Genomic DNA, 20,184 nt, shown 5'->3' with positions numbered 1-20,184 from the left:
GCAGCATGGGATTATTAGTACAAGGTCAATGGCGCGATCAATGGTATGACACCGAATCGAGTCAGGGGGAATTTAACCGGGAAGCGGCCCAGTTGCGTAACTGGGTCACGGCCGATGGTGAAGCGGGTCCAAGTGGCGAGGCGGGATTTAAGGCACAAAAGGGGCGCTATCATTTATATGTGTCTTTGGCCTGTCCCTGGGCTCACCGTACCCTGATATTTCGCCAACTTAAGGGGTTGGAAGACTACATAGATGTGTCCGTGGTCAGCCCGGATATGCTCTCAAACGGTTGGACCTTCAATCGAGGAGAAGGCAGCAGCGGCGATGCCTTGTTTGTCAGTGAGTTTATGCACCAGATCTACACGCGTAATAAAGCCGATTACAGTGGCCGGGTGACCGTGCCCGTGCTGTGGGACAAACAAACCAACCGCATTGTCAGCAATGAATCGGCGGAAATCATACGTATGTTTAACTCAGCGTTTAACGCCCTGACCGGGGACGAACAGGATTTTTATCCGCAAGAGTTGCACAGTGAAATAGACGAGATCAACGCCTTTGTTTACGAAAATATCAATAATGGCGTGTATCGTGCCGGGTTTGCGACCACGCAGCGAGCCTATGAGCAAGCCTTTGATGCTTTATTTAAGGCCCTCGACCACCTTGAGCTGCGCTTGAGTAAACAGCGCTACTTGGTGGGCAACAGGCTCACCGAGGCGGACTGGCGTTTATTTACCACCTTGATCCGCTTTGATGCCGTGTACTTCGGCCACTTTAAGTGCAATCTGCGCACCATAGAGAGTTATCCAAACTTATCTCAATATGTGCGTGAGCTGTATCAGCACCCGGGTGTGGCCGACACCACAGACTTTAACCATATAAAGCGTCACTATTATTTTAGTCATGGCCAAATTAACCCCACACGCGTGGTGCCTAAGGGACCCAGACTAGACTTTACCCGCCCTCATAACCGCCGCTTTTTCGCTTAGGCGGGTGATACCCTATGTCGTGTCGGAACTGTCCGGTGCGACATTTTTTTTGCCTGTTTTTTACTCACTCGCTCCTCTGAGAGTAACATTATTCACATTCAATCCTGTCCCACATAAAGGCACTTTGAGGGCTTAAATGGCGGCTAACCACAGCCGTTTTTTGTCTTTTAAATGCTCAATTGTTAATACAAAATACCTAGCTTTTATCCGCTCTAGGGGGCGGATAGCCTGGACTTTTTGGTGTTAAACTTGAATAAAAAGTGAACGAAAGATGCCTCTCTAATCATCCGCTCCACTTTTTTCCACCTAATTCAGGGACTTCCCTTAAAGCCGCATTTTATCTAGGGTTAGACGCCATTTTCCACACTTTCATTGCTTGACAAAAAGCCTTGTCAAGCCCTAGACTGTAGTTCAGTGGGAAATTGTGGGTATAAGTGGATCTTTATGGATCTATAACCCGCAAACAATAACAAGCAACAAACGGACGGCATTTTTAACTCATGTTTCGCGGCACAAGCACACTCAGCCTTGATGACAAGGGCCGGTTTGCGATACCAACCAAGTATCGTAATCAGCTGCTTGCGGATAATGGCGGCGAAATTATATGCACCATCAATATTGGCGACCCCTGTTTGTTGCTCTACTCCCTCAGTGAATGGCAAATCGTTGAACAGCGTCTCGCCGCCCTCTCGAATATGAAAGAACGGGCCAAACGCATGCAGCGCTTGGTGCTGGGTAACGCCATGGATTATCAGCTTGATAAGAATGGCCGTGTGTTGCTGGCGCCGCATTTGCGCGATTATGCGAAGCTCGATAAGAAAATCGTTTTGGTAGGGCAGTCGAACAAGTTTGAAATCTGGGATGAGACGTTGTGGCAAGAGCGGATGGCCAAAGATATTGCCATCGAATTAGAACAAGATTTTGATCAGGATGAAGATCTCGGCGATTTTTCATTCTAACTCTATAGGGCGCGAGCACACGCATGAGCGAAGAATTTCAACACATCTCCGTACTGATGACGGAAACCATTGATGCCTTAGCAATTAAGCCAGACGGCATTTACATCGATGGTACCTTTGGCCGTGGCGGGCACTCCAGCGAGATTCTTGCCCGTTTGGGAGAAAAGGGCCGCTTGCAGGCCATAGATCAGGACCCTACGGCCATTGCTGCCGCCAAGCGCTTTGCCGATGATCCTCGTTTTAGCATTGCCCATAGCCGCTTTTCGCGTCTCGATGAGGTTGCCGAGGCGGCTGGGATAACGGGTCAGGTCGACGGTATCCTGCTGGATATCGGCGTTTCTTCGCCGCAGCTGGATGATGCCGGACGCGGCTTCAGCTTTATGAAAGACGGCCCGCTGGATATGCGCATGGACCCAAGCCAGGGGCGCAGTGCCGCTCAGTGGTTGGCCGAGGCTGAATTAGAGGACATGGTGTTTGTGTTTAAAAAGTACGGCGAAGAGAAATTTGCCCGCCGTATTGCCACCAAGATCATCGAAACCCGAGCACACACCGAGATTAACTCTACGGCGCAATTGGCACAGTTAATTGACGAGGCGGTGCCGGTAAAAGACAAACACAAGCACCCGGCCACACGTACCTTCCAGGCCATTCGTATTTATATCAACAGCGAACTGGAAGAGATTCAAACCGCGCTGCAGGCATCTCTGTCGGTGCTTAAACCCGGTGGTCGCCTGGTGGTAATTTCCTTCCATTCGTTGGAAGACCGAATCGTAAAACAATTTATCAAAAAGCAGAGCAAGGGAGAGGCTGTGCCTAGAGGTCTGCCATTAACCGATGCACAATTAAATAAAGAACTGACGTTAAAGGCAGTAGGCAAAGCCATTAAGCCGAGTGATGAAGAGATCGCTCGCAATAGCCGTGCGCGCAGCTCCGTCCTTCGTGTTGCCGAGAGATTGGGATGAGCCAACAACCAGTAAAACGCCAACCAAACCTCTTCGTCGAGATAATACGGGGATTGATTGACAACAAGCTAACGTTGGGGCTGCTTTTTTCTATTCTGTTCAGTGCGTTAGCCATAGTCCAGGTGACGCACTTATCGCGGGCGCAGCTGATCGCTCAGGATAAACTGCTGCAGGAACGTGATGAGCTTGATCTAAATTGGCGTTACTTATTGGTAGAAGAAGAATTTTATTCTCAGCATGCACGGATAGAGCAAATTGCCACCGAGCAGCTGAATATGAAGCGACCAACCAGTGAAGATGAAGAAGTGGTGATAGTGCCATGAGAGCAGCGAAACGCAAAAGCAATGCAAACAATTTAATTACCTGGCGCTTTGTGCTGGTATGCGCTGCTGTGCTGCTGGTTTTTGTGACGCTGGTGGCCCGTGCCGCCTATTTGCAGGTAATCGAGCCGGATAAGGCGCGCAGTGAAAATGCTAAGCGCACCGTAAGGGTAGAAAAGTTGCATGTGCAGCGCGGCATGATCTTCGACCGTCAAGGCAAAGAGCTGGCTGTAAGTGTGCCCGTGGTCAGCGTTTATGCCGACCCTAAAGCCATTGACAAGTACCTGCAAAGCAAGGTGGTGAAGCGCGCGAAAAAGCAAGGGGAAGATCCGCAGGATATCCTCGACCGTCCGGCTCACCTGGCCGAACTTAAGACCGCCTTTTACAAGCAGGATATGCGCTGGCGCGAGCTTGCCGATGTGTTGCGCCTAGAGCGTGCCAATGTTGATACCCGCTTAACCGGCGACAAAGACCGTCGATTTATCTACCTAAAACGTCAGGTAACACCGGCGGTGGCCAACTATATCGATGAGCTGAATCTGCCCGGTGTGCACCTGCTTGACGAGTCCAAACGTTATTACCCAGCCGGTGAAGTCACCGCCCATGTACTCGGTTTTACCAATATAGACGGCCATGGTATCGAGGGCATCGAAAAGCTCTATGACGAAGCGTTGACCGGCACAGAAGGGCGCCGCACTATTCGTAAGGATGCCCGTGGCCGCGAAGTTGCCGTCTTGGACGAGCGCCAGCGCGTGGAACCGGAAGACATTCAGCTGTCTATCGATCAGCGTATTCAGGTTATTGCCTACAAAGCGCTTAAATCTGCGGTACTGACCTATAAGGCAACATCCGGCTCCGCCATGGTGGTGGATGTTAAAACCGGTGAGATCCTGGCCATGGTTAACAGTCCTTCGTTTAATCCCAATAATTTGGAGGATGCGGCGCCCCATAAACGTCGTAACCGCGCTATTACCGACCTGTTCGAGCCGGGTTCAACCATTAAACCGCTGACTATCCTGGCCGGTTTGGATTATGGCAATATCGACGCCAACGATACCATAGACACCTATCCGGGCTGGATGCGTGTTGGTGGCAGCCTGGTACAAGACACCCGTAACCGTGGCGAGATGTCACTGCGCGAGATCCTCAAGGTTTCAAGTAACATGGGTGTGGCGAAGATCTCCCAAGATCTGCCTAAAGATTATTTTGTTGGCCTGTTCGAGCGCGTAGGCTTTGGCAGCGACACCGGCACCGGTATGATAGGCGAAAGCAGCGGCCTGTTTTATCCAAACCGCCGTTGGTCCGATTTTGAAATTGCCACGCTGTCGTTCGGTTATGCCATTTCGGTGAGCACCGCCCAGTTGGCGCGCTTTTATGCGACCCTGGGTGCCGGCGGCATTTCACGCCCTCTGACCATATTAAAACAAGAAGAACCCTTACCCGGAGAGCGTGTTTTTCAAGAACAAGACGCTAAAGCCGTTGTCGAAATGATGGAAAGCGTATTTGAGAAGGGCGGCACCGCATCCAAGGTGAAGGTCGACGGTTATCGCGTCGCGGCGAAGACAGGTACATCTAAGAAAGCGGTTGCCGGCGGTTACGGCGACGAATATGTCGGCTATTTTGCCGGTGTCGGTCCGGTCAGCGACCCGCGCCTGGCCGTGGTGGTCATGGTCAACGAACCCGGTGGTGATGTATATTATGGCGGTGCCACCGCGGGTCCGGCCTTTGCTGAAATCATTTCCAATGCGCTGCGTATTCTGAACGTGGCGCCCGATTTAGAACCGGTAGCCAACCTAGCAGTAAAAGGAGGTGGAGATGCGTAATCTTCGCGAAGTACTCGCCCCTTGGGGAATCGATACCGAGATAGGCTTGGTCAACGAATTACAATTAGATAGTCGCCGCGTTCAACGTGGCGATGTGTTTGTGGCCATTAAAGGTCATCAACTCGATGGCGGTCAGTTTGCTCAGCAAGCCATCGCCCAAGGCGCTAGTGCGGTGATTGCCGACAGTCGCTGTGAACTTAATTGCGACGATGAGCGCATTATCGTTATTGAGCGTCTCAGTCTGCGTTTGAGCGAGCTGGCGGCGAGCTTTTATGGTCAGCCCAGTCATGCCTTCGATTTGGTCGGGGTAACCGGCACCAATGGCAAGTCATCGACTACGGCGATGATCGCCACCCTGGCTCAGCATTGCCAACATCCCAGTGCCATTATCGGTACCTTAGGCTGGGGTGAGCTGGACCAGCTCAATGAACTGGCCAACACCACACCCTCGAGTGTTGAGCTGCAGCAGATCTTTGCTCAGCTAAAAGAGCAGCAAAAAGAGCTGGTGGCGATGGAAGTGTCGTCTCATGGCCTGATCCAGGGACGTGTTGCCAACAGTCGTTTTAAGGCCGCAGTGTTCACCAATTTATCCCGTGATCACCTCGACTACCATGGTGATATGCAAAGCTATGGCGATGCCAAGCTGATCCTGATGCGTGACTGTGATGCCGAGTTGGTGGTGCTCAATCAGGACGATGCGGTGGCACAGACCTGGCTGGAAAAATATGACTTTCCCGAGTTGGTGGTGTATGGCCGTAAAACGCTGCCACCCACCCATGGCCGTTATCTGTATTTCAGCAAGGTGCAATTCCTTCCCCATGGCTTGAAGGCGCATATCGAAAGCAGTTGGGGCGAGGGTGAAGTCACCTTACCGCTGTTTGGCGAGTTTAACCTCTATAACCTGGGGGCTGCGTTGGCCACCTTGCTGGGGCTGGGTTACCCCTTGGAGCAGTTGTTGGCGGCGTGCAAACAACTACAGCCCATCGCAGGGCGCATGCAGGCCTATAGCGCTGCTAGCGGCCCGACCTGCGTGGTCGATTATGCTCACACCCCAGATGCCATCGAGTTGGCCCTGCAGGCGTTGCACCAGCATGCTTCGGGCAAGGTCACCTGCGTGTTCGGCTGTGGCGGCGACCGCGACAAGGGCAAGCGTCCATTAATGGCGAAGGCGGCACAAAAGTACGCCGACCGTATCGTGGTAACCAGTGACAATCCGCGCAGCGAAGACCCACAAGCCATCCTCGATGATATCCGTTCTGGTTTCAGTGCCAACGTCGATGTGCAGTATGAAATTGACCGTGCCAAGGCCATTGCCTTGGCCATCACTCAGGCTCAGCCTGGCGATATTGTCCTTATCGCCGGCAAGGGCCATGAGGATTACCAGATTATCGGCGATCAGGTATTGCCGTTTTGTGATCGCACCCTGGTGCAGCAGTTATTGGCACAAGGAGCAACATCATGATTAGTATGGATTTAGACTGGCTAGCCAAGACATTAGGCATTAGCTATCAGGGCAGCAACTGCACCCTGAGCAATATTAATACCGATACCCGCTCTCTGTGTGCCGGCGAGGTGTTTTTAGCGCTGCAAGGCCCTAACTTTGATGGCCACAACTTTATCGATGTCGCCGAGCGTCAAGGCGCGGTGGCGGTGATCGTGGCTCATCCGGTAGAAACCCATTTACCTCAGCTGGTAGTGGCCGACACCCGTATTGCCCTTGGGCAAATTGGTGCCGCGGTAAAAGCCGAGGTTGCGCCAAAAACCATTGCCATTACCGGCAGCGTGGGTAAAACCACGGTCAAAGAAATGTGTGCCGCGATCTTGGCACAAAAAGGCCCGGTGCTGGCCACCAAGGGCAACTTCAATAACGATATCGGCGTGCCGCTGACCTTGTTACGCCTTGAGCCTCAGCATCAATATGCGGTGATCGAGCTCGGTGCTAATCATCTTGGCGAAATTGCCTATACCACGGCGCTGACCAAGCCGGATGTGGCTGTGGTTTGTAATGTGGCCGAGGCACATCTGGAAGGATTCGGTTCCCTGCAGGGGGTGGCCACCGCCAAGGGTGAAATTTTCACCGGTTTGGCCGAGGACGGTGTGGCGGTGATCAATGCCGACAGCGAGTTTAAACAACAATGGCTCGATGGTCTGGGCACCCGCCAGGTTAAACAGTTTTCGACCAGCGAACACCTGGATGTATGGGCCGAAGAGGTGACATTAGACGCCCTGGCTCGACCTTCCTTTATGCTTTGCAATAAGGATGAGCGTGTTGCCGTGACCCTGGCCATGCCCGGCCAACACAATGTCACCAATGTGCTCATCGCGGCGGCATTAACCAGCAGCTTGGGCTGTAGCCTTGCGGACGTGGCCAGTGGCCTGGCCAATATGGCGCAGGTAAAAGGGCGCGTGAATATTATCGAGGTAACAAGTCAGCTTACAGTCATTGATGATACTTACAATGCCAACGTGAGATCGGTACAAGCGGCCATTGACTTATTGGCGCAGGTGCCGGGGTATCGGGTATTAGCTCTCGGCGACATGAATGAACTCGGCGAAGGCGCACGACAATACCATCAACAAGTAGGTGAATATGCTAAGCAAAAAGGCATTGAAGCCGTCTATTCTCTGGGCGTATTAAGCCGTTACGCCAGTGATGTCTATGAACAAGCCGGACGCCACTTTTCTGGGCGCGACCAACTTCTTGAGCAAATGCTTAAGGACTTACGACAGACACAACAAAAAATTACGGTAGTCGTGAAGGGATCGCGCAGTTCTCGCATGGAGCTTTTAGTGGAAGATTTAGTGGCGCATGGCAAACAGTTAGCCGGCGAGGGAGAGAAGTAATGTTAGTGTGGCTGGCTGAATACCTAACCCAGTTTTACAGCGGGTTTAATGTATTTTCTTATTTGACGCTTCGAGCCATCTTAGGAATTTTGACGGCGCTGATGCTGTCTTTGTATTTTGGTCCGAAACTCATTGCCGCCTTACAGCGCATGCAGATCGGACAAACCGTACGTGACGACGGTCCGCAGTCTCACTTAAGCAAGTCGGGCACCCCAACCATGGGGGGCTTGTTGATCCTGGGGGCAATTTTTGTCAGTACCCTGTTGTGGGCCGACTTAAGTAATAAATATGTGTGGGCCACCTTGTTTGTGATTGGCTCTTTGGGCGTTGTCGGCTTTATCGATGATTATCGTAAAGTCATACGCAAAGACCCTAAGGGTCTGATTGCCAAATGGAAATACTTCTGGCAGTCGGTGATTGCTTTAGTGGTTGCCTTTGCCCTGTATGCCAGCTCGCAACAGGCCGCGGAAACCGCATTAATCGTGCCCTTCTTTAAGGATGTGATGCCGCAGCTTGGACTTTTCTACATCATCATGACCTATTTCGTCGTGGTCGGTACCTCCAATGCCGTAAACCTTACCGACGGCCTGGATGGCCTGGCCATAGTGCCAACCATTTTAGTGGCGTCGGCGCTGGCCATCATGGCCTATGTGACCGGTCATGCGAACTTCTCAAGCTATCTGCACCTGCCGCATCTGCCGCTGACCAGTGAACTGGTTGTGGTCTGTACCGCCATCGTCGGTGCTGGCCTAGGTTTCTTGTGGTTTAACACCTACCCGGCGCAGGTCTTTATGGGCGATGTGGGCTCATTGGCCCTGGGCGGTGCGCTTGGCATTATCGCCGTGCTGGTACGTCAGGAGCTGGTGCTAGTGATTATGGGCGGGGTCTTCGTCATGGAGGCGGTGTCTGTGATCTTGCAGGTGGGCTCATACAAGTTACGGGGCGAGCGGATATTCCGCATGGCACCTATTCACCACCATTACGAATTAAAGGGCTGGCCGGAGCCGCGCGTGATCGTGCGCTTTTGGATTATTTCCATCGTGCTGGTACTTGCTGGATTGGCAACATTGAAGATTAGGTAAATGGGCTATTTAAAGACGCTTAAAAATAAACGTATTGCGGTGCTTGGGCTGGGAGTTTCCGGTCTGGGCACAGTGCGTTTTTTGCATGCCCATAAATTGGCGCCAGTGCTTATCGACTCGCGTCAGCAGGTGCCTACTCAGTTGTGGTTAGACTCTCATGTGCCGCACCTGGAGCAGCGTTTTGGTCCCTTAGCAGAAGCCGACCTGACATCCTTCGACTTAATCCTGATCGGCCCCGGATTGGCACTGGCCACCCCACAAGTGCAGCAGGCCATGGCCGCCGGTGTGGAAGTGATTGGCGATGTTGAGTTGTTTGCCCGCATCAATACCAAGCCGGTGTTGGCGGTGACCGGCTCAAACGGCAAGTCGACCGTGGTTTCCCTGCTCACCAAGGTACTTGAGCGCGGCGGCCTGCATATTGGTCTAGGTGGCAATATCGGCACCGCGGTGCTGGATTTACTGGCTTTGGACGCCGATGCCTATGTTTTAGAGTTATCGAGCTTCCAGTTGGAAACCACCTCCAGCCTGGCGGCCAAAAGCGCCTGTATTTTGAATCTGTGTGAAGATCACATGGACAGATATGAGGATATGGGCGGCTATATCGATGCCAAACAGCGCATCTATCAGGGCTGCGAGCTGGCCGTTTACAACAGTGACGATGCCGATACCGCACCGGGACAGGACAATAGCGCCGAGCGCATGAGCTTTGGTTTAGCGCAGGGCGACTACCATACGATGATGCACCAAGGCGAAGCCTACTTTGCCTTTCGCCAGCAGCCCATTTTATCTTGCGCCAGCAGCTTGCTGCCAGGCAGCCATAATCGCTTGAATGTATTGGCTGTGATGGCCTTATGTCACCCCTTTGCCTTTGATGCCGGCGTTTTTGAGCGGGCGTTACAGGAATTTACCGGCTTGGATCACCGCTGCCAGTATGTAGATACCCTCAATGAGGTGCGCTACTTCAATGATTCCAAGGCCACCAATGTGGGCGCCACCATAGCCGCGATTAACGGCTTTGCCGACGAGCCGGGACGCTTAATTTTAATTGCCGGTGGCGATGCTAAGGGTGCCGATTTAACGCCCTTGCAAGAGCCGTTACTCAAGCAGGTCGCTGAACTGATTTGTTTGGGCAAAGACGGCGCAGCCATTGCCGCACTGAAGCCCGGCAGTCATCAGGTGAGCGATATGGCGGCGGCGGTACGCTGCGCTAAAGCCTGTGCTCGTCCTGGCGATATCGTCTTGCTGGCACCGGCCTGTGCCAGCCTGGATATGTATGCCAATTACATGATGCGCGGAAACGATTTTGCACAGCAAGTGCATGAGGGGGAGGCATGAACTGGGATCGCATTAAAGACCTGTTGCATCTAAAGCCCTCGGGTCAGTTATACGATGTGCCCTTGCTTTATACCCTGCTGTGTTTAGTGGGGATTGGTTTTGTCATGGTGACCAGTGCCTCCATGCCAGAGGCCGAGCGCCTGTTCGACAACCCTTATCATATTATGGTGCGCCAGGCGGTGTTTATGGTGATGGCGCTGTTCTTATTCACCCTGGCAACGAGTTTGAAAATGCAGTGGTGGAAGGTCGCCAATACTTATCTCTTGTTTATGGGCTTGGGCCTGCTGATCGCGGTGCTGGTACTAGGCAATGAAATCAATGGCTCGAAGCGCTGGATCCCCTTTGGCCCCATCAATATTCAGGCCTCGGAAGTGGCTAAGCTGTTCTTCTTTAGTTACCTGGCTGGCTACCTGGTGCGTAAGCGTGACGAGGTTCAGGAAAACTTTAAGGGCTTTGTGAAACCCATCAGCGTGTTTGTTCTGTACGCCGGTTTGATCTTGTTACAACCGGATCTTGGCACCGTGGTGGTGATGTTCGTGACCACGGTTGGCCTGCTGTTTTTGGCCGGTGCCAAGTTGTGGCAGTTCTTTGCTTTGATGCTCTCGGGGATTGGCCTGGTGATCGCCCTGATCGTCTTTGAACCCTATCGTTGGGCCCGTGTCGTGGGCTTTTTGGAGCCTTGGGATGATCCCTTCGGTAAAGGTTATCAACTGGTGCAGTCGCTAATGGCTTACGGCCAGGGGGGCTGGTTTGGTCAGGGCCTGGGGAACAGTGTGCAGAAGTTGCAATACATGCCGCACGCGCACAATGACTTTATTTTTGCCGTGGTCGCCGAAGAGCTGGGTTTTGTCGGTGTATTCACCGTGTTGGTGTTATTAGGCACCCTGGTATTTCGGGCCTTGCTTATTGGTCAGCGTGCGCTGAAGGCCAATAAAGAATACGAAGGTTATTTAGCCCTGGGCATAGGCATTTGGTTTGCATTTCAGTCCATGGTCAATGTTGGCGCCAGCGCCGGTATCTTACCGACCAAGGGGCTGACCTTGCCCTTTATCTCCTACGGTGGTTCGAGTTTGCTGGTGATGGCCATTGCCGCCGGGGTATTATTCCGCATCGATTTTGAAACCAAGATGGCAACCAAGCAGGCGACCTCCAGGGGCAACGCCCGTGGTCATCGTCGCGTGGCAGCAAGCCCCACAGTAGTACAGGAGGCGGCATGAATAAATCATTGGTAGTGGTTGCCGGCGGCACAGGCGGGCACATTTTCCCCGGCATCGCCGTGGCCCAATACCTGCGCGAGCAGGATTGGCAGGTCTCCTGGATCGGCACGGATGATAGAATGGAAGCGGATGTGGTGCCTAAACACGGCATCGACATCGACTTTATTCGCGCTCAGGGCGTACGTGGTAACGGCTTAAAACGCCTGTTCCAAGCGCCCTTGATGATAGCCAAGGCGTTTTTTGCGGCACGTAAGATTCTAAAGAAACGTCGCCCTGCGGCGGTGTTGGCCATGGGCGGCTATGTAACCGGGCCTGTGGGTCTGGCGGCGAAAAGCCTGGGGATCCCCTTAGTGATCCATGAGCAAAATGCCGTGGCCGGCATGAGTAATAAGTTGCTGGCCAAGCTGGCTAACAGTTGTTTGGGCGCCTTTCCCGGCGCCTTGCCACAAAGCGATTTTCAGGTGGTCGGTAACCCGGTACGCCAGTCGCTAATGAATATCGCCCCACCAGAGGTTACTGCGCCCATCAACATCCTGGTTGTGGGCGGCTCGTTGGGAGCGCAGGAATTAAATGATACCTTGCCTGCGGTGTTCGCCGAACTGGCAAAAAAACACACCCTGGCGCTGTGGCATCAAACCGGTAAGGGCCGCTCCAGCAAGGTGCAGGAGCAATATCAGATGCATCAACTTGAGGCCAAGGTGAGCGACTTCATCGACGATATGGATGCCGCCTATGCTTGGGCTGACCTGGTTATTTGCCGCGCCGGTGCTTTGACCGTGAGTGAAGTGGCGGCCGCCGGTCGCATGGCCTTGTTTGTGCCATTTCCACATGCCGTGGACGACCATCAAACCGCCAATGCCCAGTATTTGGTCGGCGGCGATGCGGCCTTATGTATGCAGCAAGGCGATTTTCATCAAGCCGCCGTGGTTGAGGCGCTAGCGCCGTATTTTCAGCAGCCCCAATTAATTACCGAGATGGGTAAGCGCGCGAAGGCGCTGGCCAAACTCGATGCAACCGCAGCGGTTGCAAAACAATGTGAGCAGTATAGTTAATGACAGTAACAACAGGCACAGCCCAACAGCAGGGCACGCAACAACAAGGGCAACGACCGGCCATGCGCCGCGTTGAAACCATTCATTTTATCGGTATCGGTGGTGCCGGTATGGGCGGTATTGCCGAAGTACTAGCCTACGAAGGTTACCGCATCACGGGTTCTGACATCGCTCAAAGTGCGATGACGGAGCGCTTGATCAAAGCCGGTGCCGAAGTGTTTATCGGTCATGATCAGAACAATGTGAAAGACGCTTCTGTGGTGGTGGTTTCAACCGCCATCAATGAACAGAACCCAGAGATTATCGCCGCCCGTAACGCGCGTATTCCTATCGTGCGCCGTGCGGAAATGTTGGCTGAGCTGATGCGTTTTCGTCATGGTATCGCCATTGCCGGTACCCATGGTAAAACCACCACCACCAGTTTGGTCGCTAGTATTTTTGCCGAGGCTAACCTGGATCCGACCTTTATCATCGGTGGCTTGCTTAATAGCGCCGGCAGTAATGCCAAAGTGGGCTCAAGCCGTTTCCTCATTGCCGAAGCCGACGAGAGCGATGCTTCCTTTTTACACCTGCAGCCCATGGTGTCTGTGATCACTAACATTGAAGAAGATCACATGGATACCTACGAGGGCAGTCTGGAGAAAATGAAGGACACCTATGTGGAATTCATCCATAACCTGCCGTTTTACGGTTTGGCCGTGGTTTGCATCGACTCGCCGGTGGCCCGTGAACTGATCCCACGTTTTTCTCGTCAGGTCACCACCTACGGTGAACATGAAGATGCGGATTATCGTCTGGCCGACTTTACCCAGGACGCCAGCACCTGTTCCTTTACCGTGACCTCGAAACAGGGTGAGCGTCTTGAGGTGACCCTGAATATGCCGGGTAAACACAATGCCCTGAATGCCACAGCGGCCATTGCCGTTGCTAAGGACGAAGGGATTGGTGACACCGCAATTTTACAAGCGTTGGAGAAGTTCGAAGGCATTGGCCGCCGCTTCCAGCATTATGGTGAGTTTACCAATGAGCGTGGCAAGGTCATGCTGGTGGATGACTATGGTCATCACCCCAGTGAGGTGGCAGCCACCATTAAGGCGGCCCGCGACGGTTGGCCGCAAAAGCGCCTGGTGATGATCTATCAGCCGCACCGTTATAGCCGCACCCGAGACCTATACGAAGACTTCGTTAAGGTATTGGGCGACGTCGACCAGCTAATTTTGCTTGATGTTTACGCCGCCGGGGAAGAGCCGATTGTGGGTGCCGACTCAAAAAGCCTGTGCCGCAGCCTGCGCCAGCGCGGTAAAGAGCCCTTACACGTAGCGAATAATAACGAGTTAGCGAGCGTTCTTGCTACCACCTTGGCCGATGACGATCTGGTGATCACTCAAGGGGCAGGCAATATAGGTCAGCTGGTTAAAAAGCTGGCCGCAACCGAATTACAGATTGAAAAGTTACAGCAGGTGTCGTCATGAATCAGCCATTTGGCAAGGTAGCAGTTTTACTAGGTGGCTCATCTGCCGAGCGCGAAGTGTCGCTTAAGTCGGGCAGCGCAGTGCATGCGGCCTTTATTCAGGCCGGTGTTGATGCGCATCTGTTTGACCCGGCAGAGCGCCCCTTGCACGAACTTGCGCAAGAAGGTTTTGACCGTGTCTTTATCGCCCTGCATGGCCGTGGCGGTGAGGATGGCACCTTGCAAGGGGCCCTGGAATTTATGGGCTTGCCTTATACCGGTTCTGGCGTCTTGGGTTCGGCCCTGGCGATGATAAAATTCGCTGTAAACACCTGTTTCAGGTGGCGGGTCTGCGTACCGCCCCTTACATGGTGGTGTCGAAAAGTCAGGGTTTCGATTGCGCTGAGATTATGGCGCAACTGGGTCATGTGATGGTGAAGCCTTCTCATGAAGGCTCGAGTATCGGTATGGCCGAGGCCAACAATGCTGAGGAGCTGGCACAAGCCCTGGAATCGGCATTTAAGTTTGACGATGAGGTACTGGTTGAGCAGTGGCTGAGTGGCCGCGAATTTACCGTATCGATTTTGGCTGATAAGGCGCTGCCGGTCATTGAGATGCGCACGCCAAGCGGTTTTTATGACTATCAGGCCAAGTATCAATCGAGCACCACGGAGTATTACTGTCCTGCGGATCTGAGCGCAGCGCAAACGGCGCAGCTGCAAGAAATGGCGGAGCAGGCCTTTAATTTGGTGGGAGCCAAAGGCTGGGGCCGCGTCGATGCCATGCAGGGCGCCGACGGTGAGTTCTACCTGCTTGAGGTGAATACCGTGCCTGGGATGACGGAAAAATCCTTGGTACCCATGGCGGCCAAAGCTACGGGCGTGGATTTTACCGCGCTTGTAGTCAAGATTTTGGAGCAAACTCTGTAAATGGCGACATTAAGGGAGAAGCTGAGCGAACTTAAACAGGGAACCAATTGGTCGCTGCTGTTTGGCTTGAGCTTTTTTCTGCTGGTGGTGTTCCTGGTGCTGAAGTTGACCTTCAACTTCTCCGACTGGCTGGTTCGGGACAAAGATGCCCAGCTTAAGCAGTTGCAGGTGTTGGGCGAGCCCAAATACACCGCCGAGCGGGCCATTATCGAGGCCATTAAGCAGGCGGATTTGGACAGCTTTTTTGAGCTTGATGTAAAGCAGGTGCAGGAGCTGGTCACCGATTTACCCTGGGTTGCCAGTGCCTCGGTGCGCAAGCAATGGCCGGATACCTTGCAGGTGTATGTGGTGGAACATCAGGCGGTGGCGTTTTGGAATGATGACCAATTGCTCAATAGCCGAGGACAAGTGTTTACCGCTCCGCAGGATGGCATAAAGGACTCATTGCCAAGCTTGTTCGGCCCCGAGGGCAGCGAGCTGGAAGCCTGGCAGACCTTTAATCGCTTCGAGGAACTGTTTGCGGTTAACAACCTTAAATTATCGAGCCTGGCGTTGTCTGAGCGTTTTGCCTGGCAGTTATGGCTGGATAACGGCATTCGCCTAAATTTGGGGCGAGATGATAAAGCAAAACGCGTACAAAGATTTATTGATGTCTACCCGCACTTGAAAAAACGTCAAGATGTACAAGTAGATGTCGTTGATTTGCGATATGATACCGGGCTTGCGGTGCAATTTAAGCCGCTGGCAGTAACGGAAGAAGAACAAAAGAGTAAGGTATGACCAAGTCAGTAGAACGTAACCTTGTTATCGGTTTGGATGTGGGCACCTCGAAAGTGGTGGCTACGGTCGGTGAGATCACCGATGACAACAAGCTCAGCATTGTTGGTGTGGGCCGCCAGGTATCCCATGGTATGGATAAGGGTGGCGTGAATGACTTGAACCTGGTTTCTGAGTCGATTCGCCGTGCCATCGATGAAGCCGAGCTGATGGCCGACTGCCGCATTAGCTCCGTTTACCTGGGTATTTCCGGTAAGCATATTCAATGTCAGAACGAAACCGGTGTGGTGGCGATTAACAACACCGAAGTGACCGATGAAGACATAGACAATGTGATTCACATTGCTCGTTCCGTGCCTATTTCAGCCGAGCGCAAGATGCTCCATGCCTTACCGCAAGAATATAGTATCGACATGCAAGAGGGCATTAAAAACCCGCTCGGCATGAGCGGCGTGCGCATGGAAGCCAAGGCCCATATCATTACCTGTTCCAACGACATGGCGAAGAACATTGAAAAATGTGTCGAGCGCTGTGGCCTGCAAGTAGACCAGCTTATTTTCAATGCCCTGGCGTCCTGTTACTCGGTGCTGACCGAAGACGAAAAAGAGCTGGGCGTAGCGGTACTGGATATCGGTGGCGGTACCATGGATATCACCATTTACATCAATGGCGCCTTACGTCATTCCGCGGTGATCCCGGTGGCGGGTAACCAGGTAACCGGCGATATTGCCAAGATTTTCCGTACGCCCATTTCTCACGCCGAAGCCATTAAGGTGCAGCACGCCTGCGCCAGCAGCCAAATGGCCAGCAATGAAGAACAAATTGAAGTACCTAGCGTTGGCGGGCGTCCTTCGCGTATTATGTCGCGCCACACCTTATCCGAGGTGGTTGAGCCGCGTTTTAGAGAATTATTTGAACTGGCGCTCGAAGAAATTCGTCGCTCCGGTTTTGAAGATCAAATTGCCGCCGGACTGGTTATTACCGGAGGCAGTGCAAAGATGACCGGCGCTTTGGAAGTGGCAGAAGACATCTTCCAAATGCCGGTACGTATCGGTAGTCCACTAGGGATAACGGGATTAACCGATTATGTAAGCGATCCCTCGTTTGCAACCGCCGTAGGTTTGTTACAATATGGTCGGACCATGCAGTCGATCAACGCATCGAAATCGAAAGCGGACGAGGGTAACTGGTGGGGCCGTATTACTAAATGGTTCCAGGGTGAGTTTTAGTACTCAAGTCGGAGAGTAAACAATGTTTGATATGATGGAAGAGCACAGCGAAGAAGCTGTCATCAAAGTAATAGGTGTCGGTGGCGGCGGCGGTAATGCCGTAGAACACATGGTGCAACAGCACATCGAAGGCGTGAAATTTATCACCGCCAATACCGATGCGCAGGCGCTACGCAAGTCATCCGCAGATGTCACGGTGCAACTAGGTACACAGATCACTTCAGGTTTAGGTGCCGGTGCGAACCCGGAAATCGGTAAGAAAAGTGCCGAAGAAGATGCCGAAACCATTAAAAGTGCCCTGCAAGGCGCAGACATGGTCTTTATCGCTGCCGGTATGGGCGGTGGTACAGGTACCGGTGCGGCACCTGTGGTCGCTCGCCTTGCCAAAGAGTTGGGTATTTTGACCGTGGCGGTGGTAACGCGTCCATTCGATTTCGAAGGTAAAAAGCGCGCTTCGGCAGCGGATCAGGGCATTAATGAACTGGCGGAAATCGTTGATTCACTGATCACCATTCCTAACAATAAATTATTGAAAGTATTGGGCAAGGGCACAACCCTGCTGGATGCTTTTGCTAAAGCCAATGACGTACTCTACGGTGCGGTCCAAGGTATTGCCGAGCTTATCACTCGCGCCGGCCTTATTAACGTCGACTTCGCCGACGTACGTACTGTTATGTCGGCCATGGGTACGGCAATGATGGGTTCTGCTTCGGCATCCGGTCCGGACCGTGCACAGGAAGCGGCGGAAGCGGCTATTTCAAGCCCACTGCTTGAAGACGTGGATTTAACCGGTGCCAAGGGTATCCTGGTTAATATCACCGCGGGCATGGACCTATCTATCGAAGAGTTCGAGATCGTTGGTAACCATGTTAAGGCCCTGGCATCTGAGAATGCCACCGTGGTAGTAGGTACCGCCATCGATATGGAAATGAGCGATGAGCTGCGCGTTACCGTAGTGGCAACTGGCCTAGGTGGCGATCGTCGTCCTCAGTTCGGTGTGGTAGACAACGGCTTTAAACGTGCTGCGGGCTCTGATGTGAGCGCCCAAGGGATGCAGAGCACACAAAATACTTCTATGTTTGTGCCAAGCTTTGCCACGCAGGGAACATCTTCAAGCTTTGATGAGTCGAAGCCAGCGGAGGAGTCAGTAAGCTCAGCTTCAGCTTCATTAGCACAAACTTCGCCTACGGCGCCAAGCCAAGAAAGCAAAGCAAGTGCTGCACCGAAGAAGCAGGACGAAAGCGGTGATTATTTCGATATCCCGGCGTTTCTGCGTAAGCAAGCAGACTAGTTTAAAAAATAAACTGATTTGTTAACTGGTGCGATGTGTGGTAGAATCCGCCGTCTAATTTTAGTTTAGTAAGTGAGCGAAAGCCTATGATCAAACAGCGTACGATTGCAGAAGTAGTCAAAGCCACGGGTGTTGGTCTCCACAAGGGTGAGAAGGTTTCCTTAACTCTCCGACCAGCGAGCGCGAATACTGGGATAGTATTTCGTCGCGTGGACCTTGATCCGGTTGTGGATTTCGAAACGACCCCGGAAGCGGTGGGCGATACGCAATTGTGTACCTGTTTAACTAATAAAGACGGCGTTCGCTTATCTACTACTGAGCACCTTATCGCTGCAGTAGCCGCGTTAGGCATCGACAACCTGATTGTTGAGCTTGATAGCGGTGAAGTTCCGATTATGGATGGCAGTGCCTTGCCATTCATTTATCTGCTACAAAAAGGCGGTATCGCCGAGCAGAATGTAGCCAAGCGTTTTATTCGTATCAAAGAAAAGGTACGTGTAGAAGAGGGTGACAAGTGGGCCGAAATCGAACCTTATGATGGTTTTCATATCGATTTCGAGATTGCCTTTGATCACCCGGCTATTAACGACAGTCGTCAGCGCATTGCTCTGGATATTACGGCACAGAACTTTATCGAAGAGATCAGTCGTGCCCGTACCTTCGGCTTTATGAAAGACATCGAGTACATGCATGCCAATAACCTGGCTCTAGGTGGCAGCATGGACAATGCCGTTGTTCTTGACGAGTTTAAGGTGCTTAATCCAAACGGCTTACGCTATGCAGACGAGTTCGTTAAGCATAAGATCTTGGACTGCGTGGGTGACATGTTTATGACCGGCCACAACATTCTCGGTAAACTTACCGCTTATAAGTCGGGTCACGATCTGAACAACAAATTGCTACGTAAAATCATGGCGACCGAGTCGGCATGGGAATGGGCAACATTTGAAGACTCAGTGACCATGCCAGCTCCGGCTCTGGCCCTGCATACGGCTTAAGCCTGTAAATAGAAAACTATTGAATAAAAAATGACGCTTAAAAGCGTCATTTTTTTTGTCTGCCGTGTTGTGCCAAGCGCATTAATTTTAGTTGCAGTGAGGGCGGTGCATGTTCGGCAATCAATTCTAAGTTGTGCGCCGTTTGCTCGCTCATGGTGCGCTTATTCGAGGGCTCGTTTTTGGCCTTTTGAGTTTGTGTGCGCGTCTGTGCTAAAGGTGCACGCTGCGCCGCGTTGGGAGAGGTGACTATTTTTACCTGGCATAAATCCACCAAGCCCTGTTGGCGAAAGGCCGAGAGAATATCCATCTTGATATAGTTCAGCTTCATGGCCACAGTGGCGCTATGAGCCTCGATGATCAAGTCGCCATCGCGGATATTGGCCACCCGGCACTTCTTCGCCAGGTTTTCCCCCACCGCCTGGTGCAGAGTCTGTTGTTGCGAGGCCAGCTCCTGAGTTTTGGCGCCATAGCTGGCGATGCGCGAACCGAGCCGCGGGTTTAATTGCCCCAGCACCTCGTTAAGTTGTTTTGGCGCATAGCGATCTTTTGCCATAAACGGCATCCACCTCTTGAATTTGACTGAATCGTCACCACTTCTATAGCAATGCTTGAGTCTCTATTGCTGTACTTTAGACCCACTTTCTATTGCTAAGTTTGCAAAGATTTCTCTGAACGTTATGATAGGCCAGCGATAATACCAATGCCATTAGTTTTTAATAGGCTTTGCGCTGTAAAGGCAAGTTACCGGAAGTGCTAATGGAATTGGTATTATTAGGTGCTGCAATTCATTGAGTTTGTTATGATGTCGCTCAAAAGTACACCGCTCAAGCAGTCACACTCAATAGATCCACAATAGTCGCTCTTATGTAACTTGAGTGCGGTATAAATTGGATAAACGAAGTTCGCAAGTGACTTGGCAGCGTCCTTAGG

17 protein-coding genes and 1 pseudogene are annotated in these 20,184 nt (G+C 52.4%); 17 read left to right on the top strand and 1 reads right to left on the bottom strand.

Features of this window, described 5'->3' with window-relative positions:
* Window positions 1-5 precede the first annotated feature (5 nt).
* The 17 genes and pseudogenes from C2M36_RS00225 to lpxC all read left to right on the top strand — a co-directional run bounded on the left by C2M36_RS00225 (window position 6) and on the right by lpxC (window position 19,254).
* Window positions 6-986 (top strand): glutathione S-transferase family protein, encoded by a 981-nt coding sequence (locus C2M36_RS00225; protein ID WP_105253209.1) that lies wholly within the window; start codon window positions 6-8, stop codon window positions 984-986.
* Window positions 987-1,486: 500 nt separating this feature from the next.
* On the top strand, window positions 1,487-1,945 hold the full coding sequence (mraZ, locus tag C2M36_RS00220; protein ID WP_105213444.1) for a division/cell wall cluster transcriptional repressor MraZ: 459 nt from the start codon (window positions 1,487-1,489) through the stop codon (window positions 1,943-1,945).
* 23 nt (window positions 1,946-1,968) lie between these two features.
* Window positions 1,969-2,907: a 16S rRNA (cytosine(1402)-N(4))-methyltransferase RsmH gene (gene rsmH, locus C2M36_RS00215; RefSeq protein WP_105199360.1), complete on the top strand. Its 939-nt coding sequence runs from the start codon at window positions 1,969-1,971 to the stop codon at window positions 2,905-2,907.
* Window positions 2,904-3,230 (top strand): cell division protein FtsL, encoded by a 327-nt coding sequence (gene ftsL / locus C2M36_RS00210; protein WP_105188517.1) that lies wholly within the window; start codon window positions 2,904-2,906, stop codon window positions 3,228-3,230. Before rsmH ends, ftsL begins: the two co-directional genes overlap by 4 nt.
* Window positions 3,227-5,050, top strand: a complete 1,824-nt coding sequence (locus C2M36_RS00205; protein ID WP_105188516.1) for a peptidoglycan D,D-transpeptidase FtsI family protein — start codon at window positions 3,227-3,229, stop codon at window positions 5,048-5,050. Before ftsL ends, C2M36_RS00205 begins: the two co-directional genes overlap by 4 nt.
* Window positions 5,043-6,512, top strand: coding sequence for a UDP-N-acetylmuramoyl-L-alanyl-D-glutamate--2,6-diaminopimelate ligase (murE, locus tag C2M36_RS00200; RefSeq protein ID WP_105253208.1), 1,470 nt, complete (start codon window positions 5,043-5,045; stop codon window positions 6,510-6,512). Before C2M36_RS00205 ends, murE begins: the two co-directional genes overlap by 8 nt.
* A complete protein-coding gene (locus C2M36_RS00195; RefSeq protein WP_105253207.1) occupies window positions 6,509-7,894 on the top strand; it encodes a UDP-N-acetylmuramoyl-tripeptide--D-alanyl-D-alanine ligase in 1,386 nt (461 codons plus the stop codon). The genes murE and C2M36_RS00195 overlap by 4 nt, the downstream gene beginning before the upstream one ends.
* Window positions 7,894-8,976, top strand: a complete 1,083-nt coding sequence (gene mraY / locus C2M36_RS00190; protein ID WP_105188514.1) for a phospho-N-acetylmuramoyl-pentapeptide-transferase — start codon at window positions 7,894-7,896, stop codon at window positions 8,974-8,976. Before C2M36_RS00195 ends, mraY begins: the two co-directional genes overlap by 1 nt.
* Window positions 8,977-10,311 carry a UDP-N-acetylmuramoyl-L-alanine--D-glutamate ligase gene (gene murD, locus C2M36_RS00185; RefSeq protein ID WP_105253206.1) on the top strand — a complete coding sequence of 445 codons (1,335 nt, stop codon included), beginning with the start codon at window positions 8,977-8,979 and terminating at the stop codon, window positions 10,309-10,311.
* Entirely contained in the window at window positions 10,308-11,528 is a 1,221-nt protein-coding gene (ftsW, locus tag C2M36_RS00180) for a cell division protein FtsW (RefSeq protein ID WP_105253205.1), read from the top strand. The genes murD and ftsW overlap by 4 nt, the downstream gene beginning before the upstream one ends.
* The gene (murG, locus tag C2M36_RS00175) at window positions 11,525-12,580 is read left to right on the top strand and encodes an undecaprenyldiphospho-muramoylpentapeptide beta-N-acetylglucosaminyltransferase (RefSeq protein ID WP_105253204.1); all 1,056 of its coding nucleotides are present in this window, start codon (window positions 11,525-11,527) and stop codon (window positions 12,578-12,580) included. The genes ftsW and murG overlap by 4 nt, the downstream gene beginning before the upstream one ends.
* On the top strand, window positions 12,580-14,052 hold the full coding sequence (gene murC, locus C2M36_RS00170; RefSeq protein WP_105253203.1) for a UDP-N-acetylmuramate--L-alanine ligase: 1,473 nt from the start codon (window positions 12,580-12,582) through the stop codon (window positions 14,050-14,052). The genes murG and murC overlap by 1 nt, the downstream gene beginning before the upstream one ends.
* Window positions 14,049-14,959: pseudogene (locus C2M36_RS00165) on the top strand (D-alanine--D-alanine ligase). Before murC ends, C2M36_RS00165 begins: the two are co-directional and overlap by 4 nt.
* Complete coding sequence (locus C2M36_RS00160) at window positions 14,960-15,739, top strand: cell division protein FtsQ/DivIB (RefSeq protein ID WP_105253202.1); 780 nt, start codon at window positions 14,960-14,962, stop codon at window positions 15,737-15,739. It abuts the pseudogene before it with no gap.
* Window positions 15,736-16,965: a cell division protein FtsA gene (gene ftsA / locus C2M36_RS00155; protein ID WP_105253201.1), complete on the top strand. Its 1,230-nt coding sequence runs from the start codon at window positions 15,736-15,738 to the stop codon at window positions 16,963-16,965. Before C2M36_RS00160 ends, ftsA begins: the two co-directional genes overlap by 4 nt.
* A 22-nt stretch (window positions 16,966-16,987) precedes the next feature.
* Entirely contained in the window at window positions 16,988-18,256 is a 1,269-nt protein-coding gene (gene ftsZ, locus C2M36_RS00150) for a cell division protein FtsZ (protein WP_105253200.1), read from the top strand.
* An 86-nt stretch (window positions 18,257-18,342) separates the two neighbouring features.
* Entirely contained in the window at window positions 18,343-19,254 is a 912-nt protein-coding gene (gene lpxC / locus C2M36_RS00145) for a UDP-3-O-acyl-N-acetylglucosamine deacetylase (RefSeq protein WP_105253199.1), read from the top strand.
* A 46-nt stretch (window positions 19,255-19,300) separates the two neighbouring features.
* On the opposite strand, the gene C2M36_RS00140 is transcribed toward lpxC, so the two are convergent.
* Window positions 19,301-19,807, bottom strand: a complete 507-nt coding sequence (locus C2M36_RS00140) for a DciA family protein (RefSeq protein WP_105253300.1) — start codon at window positions 19,805-19,807, stop codon at window positions 19,301-19,303.
* Window positions 19,808-20,184: the final 377 nt, after the last annotated feature.

Source organism: Pseudoalteromonas sp. T1lg75 (genome assembly GCF_002964705.1).
Lineage (GTDB): Bacteria > Pseudomonadota > Gammaproteobacteria > Enterobacterales > Alteromonadaceae > Pseudoalteromonas.
Note: the sequence above shows the minus strand (reverse complement) of the source record. Positions and strands in the feature narration are given on the sequence as shown.